The organism is Ruminococcus sp. AF31-8BH (assembly GCF_003460605.1).
GTDB lineage: Bacteria > Bacillota > Clostridia > Lachnospirales > Lachnospiraceae > Blautia_A > Blautia_A acetigignens.
This window is the reverse complement of sequence record NZ_QTVN01000007.1, coordinates 1-17,242: the sequence shown is the minus strand read 5'-3', so window position 1 is coordinate 17,242 and position 17,242 is coordinate 1. Positions and strand designations below refer to the sequence as shown.

The window sequence follows — 17,242 nt, the reverse complement described above, 5'->3', positions numbered from 1 at the left end:
TGTCTCTCCTGTTTTTATCAGAGTTTCTGACAGAACTCTATTTTTTCCTCATTTGGTCCCTTAATCATAAAAAACTTCACACCATTTTCCCCAAATGGCAATTCTTCGATTCCGTCTGTAATAACTGTATATTTTTCATGTGAACTCCTTACTTTTCACTGACATTGATAATTACTTTCATCGTTGTCTCACGGTTATCATCAATATACTGGTATGCCTTCAGATAATCTTTAAAAGCAAATGTCTTTGAGATAAGCGGTTTCAAATGAACTTTGCCCTCATTTACCAGTCTGATTCCATCTATATAATCATCATGGCGGTACATCATCGTGCTCTTAATGTCAAGTTCGTGGTCATTTGCCACCGCAAGATCTATCTCTGCCATTCCAGCAAAAACAGCCACCAATACGATTGTACTTCCTTTTCTTGCATACTTGATTGCCTGCCCCATTGTGATATTGTTTCCAGCACAGTCGTAGATTACATCCGCCTTATCCGGTCCAAATGCTTCGATCATTGCCTCACCGAAGTCTTTATTTTTGGTATTCACACACACATCAATTCCACATTCTTTTGCCTTTGCCAGTCTAAGATCACTGATATCTGTGATCATCACTTTCGCTGCCCCCATTCCTTTTGCTGCCTGTGCCACGAGATTTCCGATCGGTCCTGCGCCAAGGACTGCAATATTCATACCAGCCACATCGCCCATCTGTTTTACACCATGAACTGCCACCGCAAGAGGTTCGATCATAGCTCCTTCTTCATAGGACATATCTTCTGGAATCGGTGTTACTTTCGATGCATCCACTGCAAAATACTCAGATGCTGTTCCTGTCGTCTGAAATCCCATTACTTTTAATTCCTCACAAAGATTATACTTTCCATGACGGCATGGATAGCAGTGTCCACAATATACCTGCGGCTCTATCGTCACCTTCTGTCCAACCTGAAACTCTGTGACATTTTTTCCAAGTTCTGTGATCTCACCGGAAACCTCATGTCCCTGTGTTACCGGATATTTTGTAAACGGATGTTTTCCATGATAAACATGAATATCTGATCCACAAACACCAATATTCATAATCTTTACCAACACCTGATTTTCTTTTACCTCCGGAACCGGAACCTCTCTAAAAATAATTTCTCCTGGATTTGTCATTACCTGCTGTAACATAATTGTTTCCTCCTTTTTTATACTGTTTTATTTTATGTTTTATAAAATGTTTTATTAAAGTAATTACATTATTACCCTGTAAACACGATTTGTCAATATGTTTTTCATAATTTTATATATTTCATAATTTCAAAATACATTTTTTGTGTATTTTTCACAATCAACACGCAAAAACGGAAAGGAAACCGTAGTTACTGTTTTCTTTCCGTTTTTTACTATAATATCTTTTTCTAATTTTAGACAACTTCTCGTTTTTCACGCATATAAAGCGGACATCTGCATTCGCTTTGCAACCTGTCAGTGGGAGTTTTTAACTCCAACAGACTAAACATCCCCTTGCCCTACGCATCAGATGCGGTGGACTGCTTATCTGCGTTCAAAAAATTTACAATTCTACCATATGTTTTGTAAAAAAGTATTTCGCGGCTCCAACAGCCGACGCTTCTTTCTTATACGAACAATTTTTCAAGTATGAAACATCATGCTCAAAGCCATTATATGCCATCACTTTTTCTCCCAGTGGTATCATATAATCTGACAATACCCCTCCCACATCACCTCCTAGTATGATATCCATATCATATGCCATCCGCAGATTTGATATCAAAACAGCAAGATGATCCAGATACTCATTCCATATCTGAAAAGTTTTTTCATCACCACTTTCAATTTTTTCCATAAATGCATCCAGTGACTGCCTGTTATCTTGTGTCAGTACACTTGCAGCACAATATGCATCCGCACATCCTGATTTACCACAATAACACTTTCTTCCACCGGGAACGAGTATCATGTGACCAAACTCCCCTGCTTTCTGGTTCTGCCCTCGAAACAGCTTTCCATCTATGCAGAATGCGCCTCCTAAGGTATGGTTCAAAGACAGATATATCGCATTTGGATACTTTTGCTTTTTTTCTGCAAGCATTGCAGCATTAGCATCATTTTCAAAATATACTGGAATTTCCAGAGCCTGCTCTAAAAAGCGCAGACTATAATTCTCTATGCCTAAAGCATGAGATTTTAAAACGATCCGTTCTTTCTGATCAATGATTCCTGGAATCGCCACTCCAATCCCAAGTAGCGTATCCTTCGCTAATTCGCCTTCAAGAAAAGTTTTGACCTTTTGTGCCACCTCTGTACAATAGGATAATTCTGCCGTAAATTTTAAACGGATGCGATCTTTTTTTATAATCTCATCTCCAAGATTTACTAATACCATTTCTATATGATTCGCTGTAATCAAAATTCCCATTGCATGACAGTATGACTTATTAATTCCTATACTTTTTGCCTTCCGGCCACCAGTCGAAGCATATTCCCCAGTTTCTTCCAACACCATTTTTTCTAACAAGTCATTCACATTTGCTAACACAGTCGGCATACTCAAGTTTAACTCTTTTGCAATTTCCGCCTTGGATGTAACATGATTGTTCAGCACATAATTAATTATTTTTTTTCTTGTTATATTTCTTTTATCTTTATTTTCCGTTTTCTCATCCTCTTTTATTAAATATTTTATTAAAGAATTATATACTTTTTTATTCTTCTTGTAAAGTAATGTTTTATAATAAAAATTTGCTGCATTTAGAAATGCTACTTTTAAGAATCAAATTTGCCGGATACCCAATCACTATATTTTTCATTCACGTTATCTCATCACAATTACTGTGGTAATTCTTTGCCAAAATGGAAATTCAATTTTACAACTTTCCAAACATTCACTCAATTCCAGCTCAATTTCCCCTCAATGCCTTTTTCCTCCGATTTTCGTATGCTTACCCCACAGCAAAGCAGTACCACACCGGTACGACCTGCTGAATCAATCAATACGAAAACGGAGGTATTTTTTATGTAATCGCCGGAACTGTCTCATATTTATAACCGCTCTGTCCACAAACCTTCATGTTTCTTACATTTTTCTTTGCCATAGAATTGACTCCTTTCAGACTTGACTAATAGATTTTTAGATAAAAAGAAAAAGCCGCTGACACGTTATCTTCTAACGCATCAACAGCTTCTGTCTTGCTTTGTTTCAGTGTATTATGAGTTTTACCGTGGTATCTGGTTTTCGGTTGCTCAAGAGGCACACAGTTTCAACGGTACTTTCTTTGTCCCAACAAAGTTCCTGTGTCTCCCCGCCTCCAAAATACACAGGGAAACGGAACTTTATGTGCTTCAGGAATCTGCCATCCGGCTGCTCCTGCTCGTAAATGTCCACCTGTTCTACAAAACTGTTAAGAAATTCTTTCTTCTCCAGGTCGGTGAACTTATCATATAGTTTATCAAAATATAAAAGAAATTGATAGACGTTTTCTTCTGATATTTTCTGTTGCCGGATATTCAGCAGGCGATTCTTGACTTCTTCTATACTGTTCTCCACGCCTTCAATTTCATCATACAGACGGTATAACCTTGTCTCCATATCCTGATATTTCTTCTCATAAAATTTATCCATGATGTCCAGGCTATCCATCTGCTGTCCAAGTCTTCCTTTTGCTCCGGTCAGCTGCCTGTGCTGTTTTTCCAGTCCTTCAATCTCTTTTTCTATTTCTTCTGTATCTATTCTTGAACCGATTTTATTCAGAATTGCTTCTTCGAATTTAGGATTCTTCACCAGCTTCCGAATAACCTCTTCCACTGCATTGTTAATCTTCTCCTCGCTCCATTGTTTACGATATCCACATTTATGACCATCTACCAGGCGACGATGTTTGCAGGCATAATAGAAATAATCCTTATATAAAGTTCCGTCTTTCTTTTTCTTTCGATTCACGTTTCCATACATACCGCTTCCACATAACGGGCATCTCAATATTCCGGATAAGATATGCTCATGATCGAGACTATGTGTCTTTTCATATTTCACACCTGTTTTTTCCCGTTTTTGATGAGCCAGCTCCCAGTCTGTTTCCGAAATAATCCCTTCATGGATACCATCGTGCAGCATATAATTTTCCTGCTTTACAATGCGATATTCATTTCTTGTACCAGAAACTTTCTCGTTTTTCCTTCGTCCATAAGCCAGCTTTCCACAGTATACCGGATTATCCAGAACGCCTTTTATAAATGATGCGGCAAATGCGTCCAGTGTATTATTCTGTCGTTTTTTCTTTTTATATCCATGCTGGTTCAGCCATGCAGCAATCGCAGAGATTCCCATATTGGTATGAATAAATTTATCATAGATCAGACGAATAATCTCTGCTTCGTCCTCTGCGATCTGCAATTCTCCATTTACCAATTCATAGCCATATGGAGCAAATCCACCGTTCCATTTTCCTTCCCTGGCTTTCTGCTTACGTCCCTCCATTGTCTGAACAAGGATATTCTCTCGTTCAATCTCTGCCACCGCAGACAGAACAGAAATCATCAGCTTTCCACTATCTTTTGAGCTGTCAATTCCATCTTCAACACAGATCAGATTCACTCCAAAATCCTGCATCCGCTGCAAAGAATTTAAAACATCTGCCGCATTACGACCAAATCTGGAAAGCTTGAACACCAGTACAAACTGCACCTCATCTGTGCCATTCTCAATATTATCCAACATTCTCTGAAATTCCGGTCTGCCCTCTACGCTCTTTCCAGATTTACCTTCATCGGAATACTCATTTACGATTTCCATGTTCTGAAATTCCGCATATCTCTTGAGTTTTTCTTTCTGAGCATCCAGACTGTAGCCATCTACCTGCATGGTTGTGGATACTCTGGTATAGGTATCACATTTTATCTTTTTATTCACTTTTCCTCCTCTCCTCAGAATATCCCAAAGCAATTTCCAACAATTCCGTTGCAACTTGTGAATTTCTGATACGCATTAAGTTATCCCAGACATCAGCTTTTCCAAGTAGATTCATCCCGCCATGCCATACTATTTCATCATCAATAACGGCAAAACATTCTTCTACTTCTGTTCTTGTTATCACATTTATTCCTACCAATTGCATTGCTCTGATTAATTCATAACATACATCTGACTTTCCGTAAGTAATATCTTCCGGATCTGTTGTAATAACAGTGACCTTTACCCCTACTTCCTGTCTCTTCTTGATTAGTAATAAAAATCTGTCAATTTTATCCTGTCTGATATCTGGACTGGAAATTACCACCATTTTTTCTGACTCTACAATATCTTGCTCGAATTTTTCGGTATAATTTACAGAATCAAATATTGCATTTGTTATTTGTTTAGGTTGCAACTCTTGTGTCCAGATTGAAAATCCTGTCTTCCTGTACGTTCTCAATCTTTTTGCATACATTTTATCAAAATAACGCACATGCGAATCAATATAATCATACACATAAACAGCTTCTTTTCCGACATAATCTCTGTTTAATCTACCTACATACTGTTCCAGGCGTCCTTCAAAAGATACAGGTGCTGCAAGCATTAATACATCCAGTCTTGGGAAATCAAACCCTTCTCCTATTTTCTGACCAGTTGCCACCAAAATAAGCGATTCATTTTCAGGTATCTGCTTTAATTTTACTCTTATTTCAGCATTTTCCTTATCCGAATTATCCCCATATAAAAGGAATACATGATCTGCTTTTTCCTTTAAGGCATCATGTAAAAATTTTGCATGTTCCTTAAATCTTGTTAAAATTACAGGAGTTTGTTTTCTTGCAACACAAGTTATAACATCATCTATAATCATTTCATTGCGCACCTTACTGGTACTAATCAAATTATATGCTTTATTAATATTTTCCTTGCTTTCTGCAGTATCAACTACTCTTGTGTATCTTGGGACAAAATAATTTCCAATCCCTTGCTCCTTAGCCCTCTCCAACGCAGTAAATCTATGTCTCAAAGGTCCCAGCAGCATATAGATAATCCGATCAAGACTGTCACCACGTTTAGGTGTAGCAGAAACACCATATACATATTTTGCATTTATTTTCTGCAATAATTCCATAGATGTGTTAGAAGCTGCGTGATGACATTCATCCATAATTACCATTCCGTAAGAATTAATCCGTTCATTAAATTTTCCTCTGCTGTACATTGAACCAACCATTGCAACATCTATAATCCCTGTCAATGTATTTTTATTTCCGTGCAAAACGCCTATCACACTATTTCTTTTTTTCTTTCTTCCTGTTTTTGTTTCATATTCCGGTGGTTCTTCTCTTATCTCTAAGAAATGATTCAATTCATCAACCCACTGATTAAGCAAATCTTTACTTTGCAGCAAAATGAGCGTATTTACTTTTCGCTCTGCAATAAGGTAACTACATACTACAGTCTTTCCAAATGCAGTTGCCGCACTCAGAACCCCATCTGAATGTGATAATAATTTTTCTGCCGCTAATTCCTGTTGCATTCGCAAATCACCTTTAAAAGATACTCTGATAGGTTGTCCTGTTTCTCTTTGATCTGAAACATCAACTGAAATGCCTGCTTTTTCACATTCCTGTATAATATTTTCCCGCAGTCCTCTCGGAATCTGTATATATCCATCTATATCCTTACCTAAATATACAGCACTGAAATTATAATAATTAGAATATCCCAGCCTTTTATTTTTGTAAAATTCCGGATTATCAAATGCCGCCAAACTACGAATCTGATTTTGTATTCTTGGCATAAGATTCAGAGTATCAACATAAACTCCATTGCCCAATACCATGTGAAGCTTGCCCACAACATCTAACTTACAAAACTCACATTTCTTCTTCCATGGTTTCGGTCTGACATTCTTCTCAATATTAGTAAGCGTTCCTCGGACTTCTGCTAATTCTCCCTGCCATTTTGCCATGCATTGTTCAACATCTTCTATTCCCAGCTTTCTTGTTTTATTGAAAAGAGCATCCCATTGATCAGGATAAGCATTCCAATTTTCATCTACAAAAGCACTATTTCCATTTTTAAGAGCCTGCCCCTGTAATGGCAATGCAATCAAATTACCTATGCTGCTTGCCACATCCTGCGAAGGATACATTCTATCATAATAATGAAACGATTTCAGATTGATGGAAGTTGAACCCTTGTCTAATAGGAGAAATCCAAAATTCCTTGCTGTTGCCGCAGGTATTGCCTTTTTAAAGAAAATCCATACATGGGCACCTTTTCCAGATCGAGACCTCTCAACTAAAGGTCTGATACCATTAAGCTCACACATTTTTCTAAGCGCATCCACTTCTTTATGCCACTCATTATCCGTATTTGCAAAGTCCGTAACCTCTGCTCCTTTTTCGTGATTATCAAAATCAAATACTATAAATCTGCATGTACCATTTGGCAGTAAAGGATATACACCTATTACATCTGATCCATCTTCTTTTGTGCCTAACAAATGAGCAATTATTTTTTTAACATCCAAACTAATCCATTGGGTATTTTCACATTCATCACAAAATATCTTCTCTTTACGTTGTTTAGGACAAAGCCGGTCATTCCAACGATTTGCACATTGTGGAAAATACCCCCCGTTCTTTCCCCGTCTAGCATATACATCTTCTCTTCCCCAAAACATCGAAAAGAAACGTATTGCCATTTTCTCTGTAATATATGGCGGATTTACAATACGACTCCCTTGATCCAGGTCATATTCTTCTGCACTTTCTATTTTTTCTTCAAAAGGATTCACCTCTTCATATGAAATGCCTGCTTTCTTCAATTTATCTTTTAATATCTTGTTCTCATATTCAAGCAACCTAACCATTTTTCTCAATGAATCAGCATCATATGCTTCTATGTTCAAACCTTCCACCTACAATTCTTATTATCTCGTAACATAACTTCCATTCAATGTCCCAACTTAATTTTAGTACTTGTTCCAACTATTTTCAATACTTATTTTTCATATTGACGCATTTCTCTGCCAATCGTATAATTAATACACAAAAAAAGCCACAAAAACTGGGAGGTGTCCGTATGGCTACTTCAAGTATTACTCATAATTTTCTCATATCCAATCCAAATAGCGTAAAACGTTTTGTCACAGCAATTGACGAAGCCGACCGTGACCGCACACCAAAGCAGACACTTCCCGGACGTCAGTAAACGAACCCACAGGAAATCTTAGCTTTAATGTCAAAAAGAAAAAAACAAACTCTTAAATATTAAAATTCTTCAATAAAAAATCCTCTAAGACAATAGGTATTTCACTATCTCTTAGAGGATTTTTCTTCAAAACTTGTTCCTGTCTTTTATTCCCTTTTCATCACTGATCCAGGAAACCTGATCGCTAAAAAAAGAAATTTTTTCAATATTATCTACTATTGTTTCCGATATTTCTCCCCACGGAAGATCATCAACAAAATAGTTTACACGCTTAAAACGATTCCACATTTCTTCGAGTCCAGAATCATCTTTAATCTTGTCTAAGGTTTCTCTCACTTCCTCCTCACCAAAAGAAGTTTCACGCTTCATGCAAGTAGCCGCAAATGCCTTTTTCAAAACATCAAAGCTTATCTGATCAGCCTTTGAATTCATAATCTCATATACATCATAAAAATCCCTCATTCTGGTATTCGCAAGTCCTCTTGCCAAAATCGTCTGCATCTTTTCCGCAAGAAGAGTTTCAAGATTATACGACAAAACTGAAATTGATCTGTCTTCAAACATAAGCTTGTATTTATACTCTACTGCACCTGGCGTGATTGCATCATCCGTAGAAATATCGATCTTAAAAGGTTGCCTCATTCGTTCCAGATTAGCTTCTATCATCATCCTAACGCCAGGATAATCAAATTCTTCCATGATTTCTTTTACTGACGTAATCTTAAAGGTTACCCCATCTTCAAGCTGAAGCTCACCGATTCTCTCAATGATTGCTCTAGCATCCTTCTCATTAAGAGGTAATGCTTTCACAGTTGTATCGATATCCATTGTAGCTCTCATGTCTACACCAACAATAGAAGCAACAAGCATTCCGCCTTTCAAAATAAAATTATTCCTGTATTCAGAAACAGAAACTCTTTCTAAGAACCTTTCCATAAAATATGTTCTAATTAATGCTTGCGCAACTTCACCATTCCCGCCTGACATGTTTTTTACTTTGTCTTTAAGTTGTTTCGCTGTATGAATCATACCATTACCTCCACATACATCATCACTTCATCCCTTACTCCAAGTTTAACCGCATACTCAATCAATCTTGAAAGATTCTTTTCCTTCGAAGACATATATTCCTTAATTGCTGTCTGATATAACTGAATTTCATATTTCTTTCGATCTTTAATCAAATCACAAATACATCTTTCCTTGTCATATACTTTAACCAAGTTACCGCTACTTGACGGGATCTCACAAGTCCCCATATCAAGAATCTCTGGGTTTGCATAACGAACTTCTTTGTTTTTCTTTTTGATATGTGTTGCATTATACCCGATAGGAACAGTGAAACAAATATGACTGTATTCTCTGTCGGTAAGACCATGCAAATAAAGGGCGGTCTCGCCCGAATAAATAATATTCTTATTTCGTTGCTGGAGGACAAACAACTCATCTGGCCACACATTATCTAAGATATAAATGCCATGTGCCACTTTTTCCATATCATGCTCTCTGACGTATTTTGAGACAGATGGCTTTGATACACCTGATTCAACGGCCTTCGATGTAATCAAATATCCATTATCTTTTTCAATTAGCGATTCCAAAATATCTGATGTTGACATAGTTGTCCTCCTTATCCTTGATATTTGCTTTTGTGCTTAAATTATATTATATTTAAGCGTAAAAGTAAATATAATTCTTATATGCTTGCAGAAGTAAAAGATAACGCAACCGAATAATTTCACAAAAAAGCGACAGTCTGATTTACATTTTGTATTTCAGGAAACTGCCGCTTTTTTTTCTTCCTTATTCTGTTTTTCTTCCTCCAACTCCCGGAGGACTTCAGCGCCGTACTTATCAATCATCCGTACCAGAAAATCAATGCACCGCTCAAATTCAATATTCTGTTGCATAAGCTCCTCCCGTTATTGTTTGATCTGAGCTTATTTTACAGAACCTGCCGGAAAACCACATTGAATAGAAATTGATTGTAAATTGACACAATCAATTTAAAAATATCCGCATTTTCTTGAATCGAATATATGTTCGTGTTATGATAGATATACTTAATCTTAACTACGAAAGGGGAATTTCTATTGAATCGATGCGATTTTTCTTCTATTAGCACTTGCTTAAAAAATCATATCAGCGAAAGTAATCAAATGAGTCAGCCTGATTTTTTATACGAATTATTTGAAGATTTTATGGATGATCCGGCAAATCAGGATTTTTCTATGGATAATGGTCTGGTTTGTCGTTGGCTGACCGGTCAAGCAAAGATCAGTCCCAAAATATCTGCCTACTATTCCAAACCCAGTAATCAGAAAAAGCTGGCAGAAACCATTCACCAGAATCTGCTTCCATTGATGTCTGACTGCAATATGGCTATGCAGGATATATACACATTATTTATACAAGATGACACCATCTCCGATGCCAAAAAGAAAGATCTGGCTTCTCTGTACAAACCAGCCAGCTCACGTCTGCTTTTTCTTGCAAAGCTGATTTCTTTTGGCATGGAGCGACAATTTATCAAACGTGATACTAAAAATCAAAAATTAATTGCCGGAGGTGCCCTGTCACCCATTGTGCTGGATTATATTATGGACAGTGAGGTTCCGAAACCATGCCGTCATTTTATCGGAAGAGATAAAGAACTGGAAGAATTATATACCATGCTTGAGGAAAACCGGCATGTTTTTCTTTGCGGAATCGCCGGTATTGGTAAAAGCGAACTTGCCAAAGCCTACGCAAAACATTACAAAAAGCATTACACTAACATTCTATATGTAGAATATACAGGTGATCTTCATCAGGATATTACTGACATGGATTTTATTGACGATCTTCCGGAAAGCACTGAACAGGAACGGTTTCAAAGACATAACCGTTTTCTGCGTTCCCTGAAATCCGATACTCTGCTTATCATAGATAATTTTAATGTCACTGCCATACAGGACAGCTTTCTGTCAGTAGTATTAAAATATCGCTGCCAGATTTTGTTTACAACCAGAAGCAAACTGGATGAATACTGTACTCTACCATTAAAAGAAATAGAGGATATGAACGCTCTCTTCCAGCTGGCATCAGTATTTTATTCAGAGGCAGACACGTACCGGGCAACAGTTGAAAAGATCATCGAAACTGTTCACTCTCATACTTTTGCCGTGGAACTGGCAGCAAAACTTCTGGAAAATGGAATCTCGACTCCAGACCAGTTATTAACAAGACTTCAGGTGGAAAAAGCATCTTTCCATAACGAAGATAAAATTAAAATAATCAAAGATGGACAAAGCAGCAAAGCCACCTATTATAGTCATATCCATACGCTGTTTTCTTTATACACTTTATCTCTTAAACAGCAGGATATCATGTGTAATATGTGCTTTCTTCCTTCCACCGGTATTTCTGCCCGTATATTTGCCAAATGGCTGGAACTGTCCACACTAAATGAAATCAACGATTTAATTGAGACTGGTTTCGTTCAGACAACAACACGTCGCACTATCTCTCTGCATCCGATGATTCAGGAAATCACCCTTTCAGAGACAAAACCATCTGTAAGTAGTTGTCACACGTTGCTGGATTCTTTACAGCACATATGTTTAATGCATGGAATGGAAGTAGATTATTATAAAAAGCTATTTCAAACAATCGGAAATATCATAGAATTGATTGAAAAAGATGATATGCCAAAGTATCTGCTTTTTCTGGAAAATGCATTTCCATACATGGATAACTATAACTATCACAAAGGTATGAAGGGAATCATTCAGGAACTGAAGGTGCTGTTAAAGACAAAAAGCATTGGCACCAACTCTGACCGGGCGTTATTACTGGATTTTCAAGCAACCCTTGAAACCAAACCTGAAAAAGCAATAAAACTGGAAAAGGATGCACTTGCCCAGATAGAAAATATCACTGCTGACAATGCTCGTCTTGTTTCCAACCTTCATGCCAATCTCGGTGGACTTTACCGCATAAACGGTCATCCCGATCTTGCAAGAGAACACATGGAAAAAAGTATCTCACTGCTTGACCAATTTAACCTGCTTCATATAAATGACAGCATACCTCAGATTGCCAATTATGCAATGTTCCTGACAGAACAGCAGGAACCCGAAAGAGGAATCTCCGAATTGCAAAAATTATCCGGCATCATCAAGGAATACCATTCCGATGAATATCTGGATTATGCCAAAGTACAGGAAACCCTTGCAACCATTTATCTGATGACCGCCAATCTTCCGCAAGCCAAAACACATTTTAAAAGAGCTTTCAAAATATATGAAAAGATCTGGGCTGATGAACCAGAAATGATTGAAGCAAAATATCAGGAAATTCAGGAGTTATATCCACAGATTGGATTTTGCATTGGAAAAAATCTATCCGGTCTTTTAACAAAATAAGCATAATTTACGGCGGGCAACTTGCCCGCCGTTATATTCAACTATTCGTCAAATAAATATATGCATCTTCCAAAGTGATATCATTATCCAGGACACAATTCTCATTTGGCTTTCCTTTGCTTAATACTTTCATATGAATTCCATTTTCTACATACTGCTTAGATGATATAGAATAATTGGCTTCTAACAAACGGGCTTCTTCTGCATTTTGTACCGTACAATTCCAAACACAGCCTTTTGCATTTTTCAGCAACCCACTCACGCTTCCAGAATATAAAAAACTTCCCTTTTTCATAATGGCAAGCTGTGTACAGGTTGCTGCTAAATCTTCTACTACATGAGTGGAAAACAGCACAGTTCTATCCTTTGAAAAATCAACCAAAAGATTGCGGATCCTGATTCTTTCTTCCGGATCTAACCCGGTGGTAGGTTCATCAATAATCAAAAAATCCGGATTATTAAGAAGTGCCTGTATGAGTCCGACACGTCTCTTCATACCACCAGATAATTGCCGTATTTTTTTATTCTGTTGCTCTGTAAGAGAAGTCTTTTCCAAATAATAGGTAATTCTTTGTTTGAGGTCATTTGTGGATACTCCTGATAGTCCACCCATATATACAAGACATTCTTTCACCGTAAGATTCGGATATAAGTCGATTTCCTGTGGAAGATAACCAATCTTTTTTTGTATTTTCTCATAATTTCCCTCGTTATACAGAATTCCATCAAGGGAAACCATTCCTTCCGTTTGTTTTAAAACAGTTGTAAGAACCCTCATCAAAGTGGTTTTTCCAGCACCATTCTCACCCAAAAGTCCATAAATTCCCTTAGGTATTTCAAGAGATGCCTTATTTACTGCAACTACACCATTTTTAAATCTAACTGTTAAATCATTTATTCTAATACTCATAATCTATCCTCTTTTCTTTAAAGCCATTGGTAATACTGCAAATAAAAACAGCCCCGCTATAAAAGACACAAGCGTTCCATAAATCCAACTCTCGGACATTAATTGAGTAGGTTCACAAAAGCTGAAAGAAAACAATCCCAGATTTCCGAAAAATGAACTTCCCGCTTTTGATATAAGTCCAATGACAATTCCAAATAAACATCCAATACCTGCCCACATATTTCGAAGCAATGTACACAAAATCACAGAGCATATACTCCAAAGCCAGATAGTTCCAAACATTGCAATGAAATATAAAAGAAATATCTGAATACCCGAAATGCCTTCGTTTACACTGCCCGGTTTTTGCCAGAAAAACAAAACATATCCAACACAAGAAAGTATTAATAAATATAATATTTGAACGCCCACTCTCTGCGATATTACTTTTAACTGCTTTTTTTGATCATACAAATGAAATACATCGGCACGTTTACTTTTTACTTCCATCAAATATGTGTCACTACAAAAAATAATTGTTAAAAATGCTATTGGAGACTGAATTGCTGAACCGATTTCTTCATAGTATATAATCGGATGAATAACACACAATATCAGTATAAATGCACATGAATAAAAAATCTTATATAACGACAGGCAATTTTTTAGTTCCGTTTTCAATGAACCCTCCTCCTTTTCCAGATTGTAACAGAAATACATACTAATATAACTGATGAAATTACAAGAATAATCTGATTTATGTTTGACATTTTGGCTACATGTGTTTCAAAAAATCTGCCAGGGAATCGCACCATAATAGAGAACGGTCTCATATAATAAATATCATTCTTCATGGTCAGCATATTTGAATATATAATGTGTAAAAACAAGATTGGTGCTGCCGGAAGCGGATTTTTAAATATTACTGCTGTAATTGTATAGACACAACATATCATCAAAAGATTCGGAATAATATAGATCAGAGAATTCACGCAAAAATCAATTGGTGTTACTGGAAAGCCCGATTCTAAAGACGTTTTCAAACACAGCATAAAGAATATAACATTCAAAATCACTAATACTCCCAGCATACTAATGAATCCGCTTATTACTTTCCCACATATATATTGGACTGCCGTAACAGGCTTTGTATGTAATAATTCATAGGTACTTTTTCGTGTATCCTGAATAAATAAAAATGATAGCAAGACTGTTGCAAAAAAGGCCATATGCAATCCTGCAAAATCCGTAAATTTTTTGGCAAAGTACCAGGAAAAAGAATGTTCGGATAATTTCCGCTCGATATAATGATTGATTTCTTCTGCTGTCCCCTTATGAATTTCAAGGTCCTCATAAGCATATATTGCATTATAATAGCCATATTGGGATTCCAAAAACTCAGAAGCAGTCTTTACATCCATATTCTGAATTTCTTTCATTACATGATCTGCTTCCTGCCTGCTAAATCCAAAACCATTTTGGGAGGTGTCCATTAACGTCTCTTTGATCGTATCTTCCCACTCCCTTCTTCTTTCTTTATCATCAGATGTGGGAATGTACCCATCCATGACATCAGCATCTTCCAATGCTACGTCATTTTGTGTGATCTGTTCATTCTGTTTGATATAATGAATTTGCAAATACGATGACAGACATTGATACATACTGGCAACTATAATAATCAAGCCAATCCACAAAACAGGGTTCTTTAAATAATCAAGTATACTTCTTTTTATGATTGTTTTCATTGTATCTCTTCCTTTCTTTATTTCTTTAACAACATCATACAAATCAATTCTCAATAAATTCACAATAAAAAAGACTAAAACCACTTTATTTGTGATTTCAGCCTTATAAAGTATTTTTATTCAGCTTTGAAAAGAGCTTCTACATGAGCACCGCCTTGTCTGGCATTATATATTTTCAAATTTCCTCCATGCTTTTCACAGAAAATACGAGAAATATACATACCAAGGCCAAAATGCTTTAAATCATCTTGTGGATTCTTATGATAAAATGGTTCTGTTACTTTTTCCTCAGTATCCACAAATCCTATTCCATCATCTTCAACAGAAATTATAAGAAAACCATCCTTTTTCTTTATCTGCAAAGCAATACTTTTTTGTGCATATCGAACCGCATTTTCCAGTAAGTTGTCTGTCACTTCCATGACAAGTTCCTCATCCACTTTCACAATGTTTTGTTCCTGCACTCTTTCTACCTTACATAATTTACTTTCCTTCTTGGACAGCATGGCAGCTTCTGCCTCAATCTTTTTTGCCAGTTCCGATAATTCTATCTCTGAGCATTGCAGTTCCCTCTGTTCTAAATGGGACATTTTTCTCATGTTTTCCGTGAAATGCTCTATACGGTCAATCTGATACATGCCTGTTTGTAAGATATCAATAACATCCTCTGTTTTTATACTCTCAGCAGAAACAAACTCTAAGAGCATTTCCTGATACCCACGCAATATGGAAAGTGGAGAACGTATATCATGTGCAATTGCATTCCGCAAAGCCTTCTCGTCATCAATCATTCGCCACATCTTTCTGTTGTTATCTGCTAAATCACTTCGCATCATTTCAAATTCTTTACACAAAGTTCCCATCTCATCTTTATTTTCATAGGACACATGAAAATCCAGTTCATTATCTGCAATCATTTGTGAGGCATCTTTTAGTTCCTGTAGAGGTGTCTTTAACTTATTTTTATAAAAAAAGAATACCGCAACAACACTCCCAACAATCGAAAAAATCAGTACCGAATATGTTTCCATAAAGTCACACATTTCCGAAAGATGATAGTCCAAACGATTCATCTGCGATTGATTAGGTCTTGATATCTCAATCTCGTATTTCTTTCCATATTGCTGAAACACGTCCGTATAATCTGCATAATCAATATATTTTTCCCATATTTTATTCTGCATATTTCTTGCAAAATGAACTGTAAATCCAGATAACAGAAATGCTGCCGTTAAGCTGATCACAAAATAAAGCAGAATTGTTTTTTTCAGTGACAAGTTTCTTATTTTTTCCATCGGTATCCAATCCCCCATACAGTTTCTATGTATTCTTTTTCTGAATAATCCGCTATTTTTTTCCTTATACGCCGTACTAATTCCGTTATCGTTCTACTGTCCCCTTCCGCATCATATCCACAGACTTGTGCATATATACGTTCTTTATCAAACACCTGCCCTGGATGCATGGATAAGAATTCAATAATCTGATATTCAATTTTTGTGAACTCCATCCTGTGTCCAGCTATAGCTACTTTTTTTTCAGAATAATCAATCAGCATTTCATCCATGAAACGGTATTCCGTTTTTTGTTGATGCCTTTCTTCTCTCTTTATGTTTGTGACAATCCTTGCTTCCAACTCCCGAAGACTAAATGGTTTCGTAATATAATCATCCCCACCTGAAAGCAACCCATTAATTTTATCATCTTCGTCAACTCTTGCTGTCAGAAATAAAATTGGACATAACACTTTACTGCGTATCAGACGACATACTTCAATCCCATCCATGCGTGGCATATTGATATCCAACAAAATAATATCCGGTTTCATTTTTATTTTATTTAATGCTTCCATTCCATCTGTAGCCGTAATGGTTTCATATTGTTTCATATTAAAATAACTACAAAGCATTTTCACCAATTCTTTATCATCATCGACAACTAAAATCTTGTATTTCATCCAAACCGTCGAGTAGACTTTGTCTCGACTTTTTCACATCCTTTCATCATATATTG

At 36.5% G+C, this 17,242-nt stretch carries 14 protein-coding genes and 1 pseudogene; 2 read left to right on the top strand and 13 right to left on the bottom strand.

The annotated features are described in order from the left end of the window. Positions 1–17: 17 nt before the first annotated feature. The 5 genes and pseudogenes from DWZ38_RS22760 to DWZ38_RS09895 all read right to left on the bottom strand — a co-directional run. Positions 18–140: pseudogene (locus tag DWZ38_RS22760) on the bottom strand (VOC family protein); the annotation flags it as partial. An 8-nt stretch (positions 141–148) separates the two neighbouring features. Next, positions 149–1,177 carry an alcohol dehydrogenase catalytic domain-containing protein gene (locus DWZ38_RS09910; RefSeq protein WP_117852301.1) on the bottom strand — a complete coding sequence of 343 codons (1,029 nt, stop codon included), beginning with the start codon at positions 1,175–1,177 and terminating at the stop codon, positions 149–151. Between the two features lie 385 nt (positions 1,178–1,562). Beyond that, complete coding sequence (locus DWZ38_RS09905; protein ID WP_347519486.1) at positions 1,563–2,642, bottom strand: ROK family transcriptional regulator; 1,080 nt, start codon at positions 2,640–2,642, stop codon at positions 1,563–1,565. 567 nt (positions 2,643–3,209) lie between these two features. Beyond that, positions 3,210–4,919 carry a recombinase family protein gene (locus DWZ38_RS09900; protein WP_262579258.1) on the bottom strand — a complete coding sequence of 570 codons (1,710 nt, stop codon included), beginning with the start codon at positions 4,917–4,919 and terminating at the stop codon, positions 3,210–3,212. Continuing rightward, positions 4,912–7,884 carry a DEAD/DEAH box helicase family protein gene (locus DWZ38_RS09895; RefSeq protein ID WP_117852291.1) on the bottom strand — a complete coding sequence of 991 codons (2,973 nt, stop codon included), beginning with the start codon at positions 7,882–7,884 and terminating at the stop codon, positions 4,912–4,914. Before DWZ38_RS09895 ends, DWZ38_RS09900 begins: the two co-directional genes overlap by 8 nt. 173 nt (positions 7,885–8,057) lie before the next feature. Here DWZ38_RS09895 and DWZ38_RS23110 point away from each other — a divergent pair, with 173 nt between their 5' ends. Next, a complete protein-coding gene (locus tag DWZ38_RS23110; protein WP_262579260.1) occupies positions 8,058–8,186 on the top strand; it encodes a hypothetical protein in 129 nt (42 codons plus the stop codon). A gap of 126 nt (positions 8,187–8,312) precedes the next feature. Here the strand turns inward: DWZ38_RS23110 and DWZ38_RS09890 are convergent, their stop codons facing one another. The 3 genes from DWZ38_RS09890 to DWZ38_RS23105 form a co-directional block, all read right to left on the bottom strand. Beyond that, positions 8,313–9,215: a nucleotidyl transferase AbiEii/AbiGii toxin family protein gene (locus DWZ38_RS09890; RefSeq protein WP_243000223.1), complete on the bottom strand. Its 903-nt coding sequence runs from the start codon at positions 9,213–9,215 to the stop codon at positions 8,313–8,315. Beyond that, entirely contained in the window at positions 9,212–9,805 is a 594-nt protein-coding gene (locus DWZ38_RS09885; RefSeq protein ID WP_117852288.1) for an AbiEi antitoxin N-terminal domain-containing protein, read from the bottom strand. Before DWZ38_RS09885 ends, DWZ38_RS09890 begins: the two co-directional genes overlap by 4 nt. A 156-nt stretch (positions 9,806–9,961) precedes the next feature. Continuing rightward, positions 9,962–10,096, bottom strand: a complete 135-nt coding sequence (locus DWZ38_RS23105) for a hypothetical protein (protein ID WP_262579263.1) — start codon at positions 10,094–10,096, stop codon at positions 9,962–9,964. A gap of 249 nt (positions 10,097–10,345) precedes the next feature. Here DWZ38_RS23105 and DWZ38_RS09880 point away from each other — a divergent pair, with 249 nt between their 5' ends. Beyond that, positions 10,346–12,592 (top strand): tetratricopeptide repeat protein, encoded by a 2,247-nt coding sequence (locus tag DWZ38_RS09880; protein WP_117852285.1) that lies wholly within the window; start codon positions 10,346–10,348, stop codon positions 12,590–12,592. Positions 12,593–12,629: 37 nt separating this feature from the next. Here DWZ38_RS09880 and DWZ38_RS09875 read toward each other — a convergent pair whose 3' ends face one another. The 5 genes from DWZ38_RS09875 to DWZ38_RS09855 form a co-directional block, all read right to left on the bottom strand. Continuing rightward, positions 12,630–13,502 carry an ATP-binding cassette domain-containing protein gene (locus DWZ38_RS09875; protein ID WP_117852281.1) on the bottom strand — a complete coding sequence of 291 codons (873 nt, stop codon included), beginning with the start codon at positions 13,500–13,502 and terminating at the stop codon, positions 12,630–12,632. Positions 13,503–13,505: 3 nt separating this feature from the next. Beyond that, positions 13,506–14,162 (bottom strand): hypothetical protein, encoded by a 657-nt coding sequence (locus DWZ38_RS09870; RefSeq protein ID WP_005339624.1) that lies wholly within the window; start codon positions 14,160–14,162, stop codon positions 13,506–13,508. Further along, positions 14,159–15,229, bottom strand: coding sequence for an ABC transporter permease subunit (locus DWZ38_RS09865; RefSeq protein ID WP_117852278.1), 1,071 nt, complete (start codon positions 15,227–15,229; stop codon positions 14,159–14,161). The genes DWZ38_RS09870 and DWZ38_RS09865 overlap by 4 nt, the downstream gene beginning before the upstream one ends. Positions 15,230–15,345: 116 nt before the next feature. Beyond that, on the bottom strand, positions 15,346–16,524 hold the full coding sequence (locus DWZ38_RS09860; RefSeq protein ID WP_117852275.1) for a HAMP domain-containing sensor histidine kinase: 1,179 nt from the start codon (positions 16,522–16,524) through the stop codon (positions 15,346–15,348). Then, positions 16,512–17,186 (bottom strand): response regulator transcription factor, encoded by a 675-nt coding sequence (locus tag DWZ38_RS09855; RefSeq protein WP_117852270.1) that lies wholly within the window; start codon positions 17,184–17,186, stop codon positions 16,512–16,514. The genes DWZ38_RS09860 and DWZ38_RS09855 overlap by 13 nt, the downstream gene beginning before the upstream one ends. Positions 17,187–17,242: the final 56 nt, after the last annotated feature.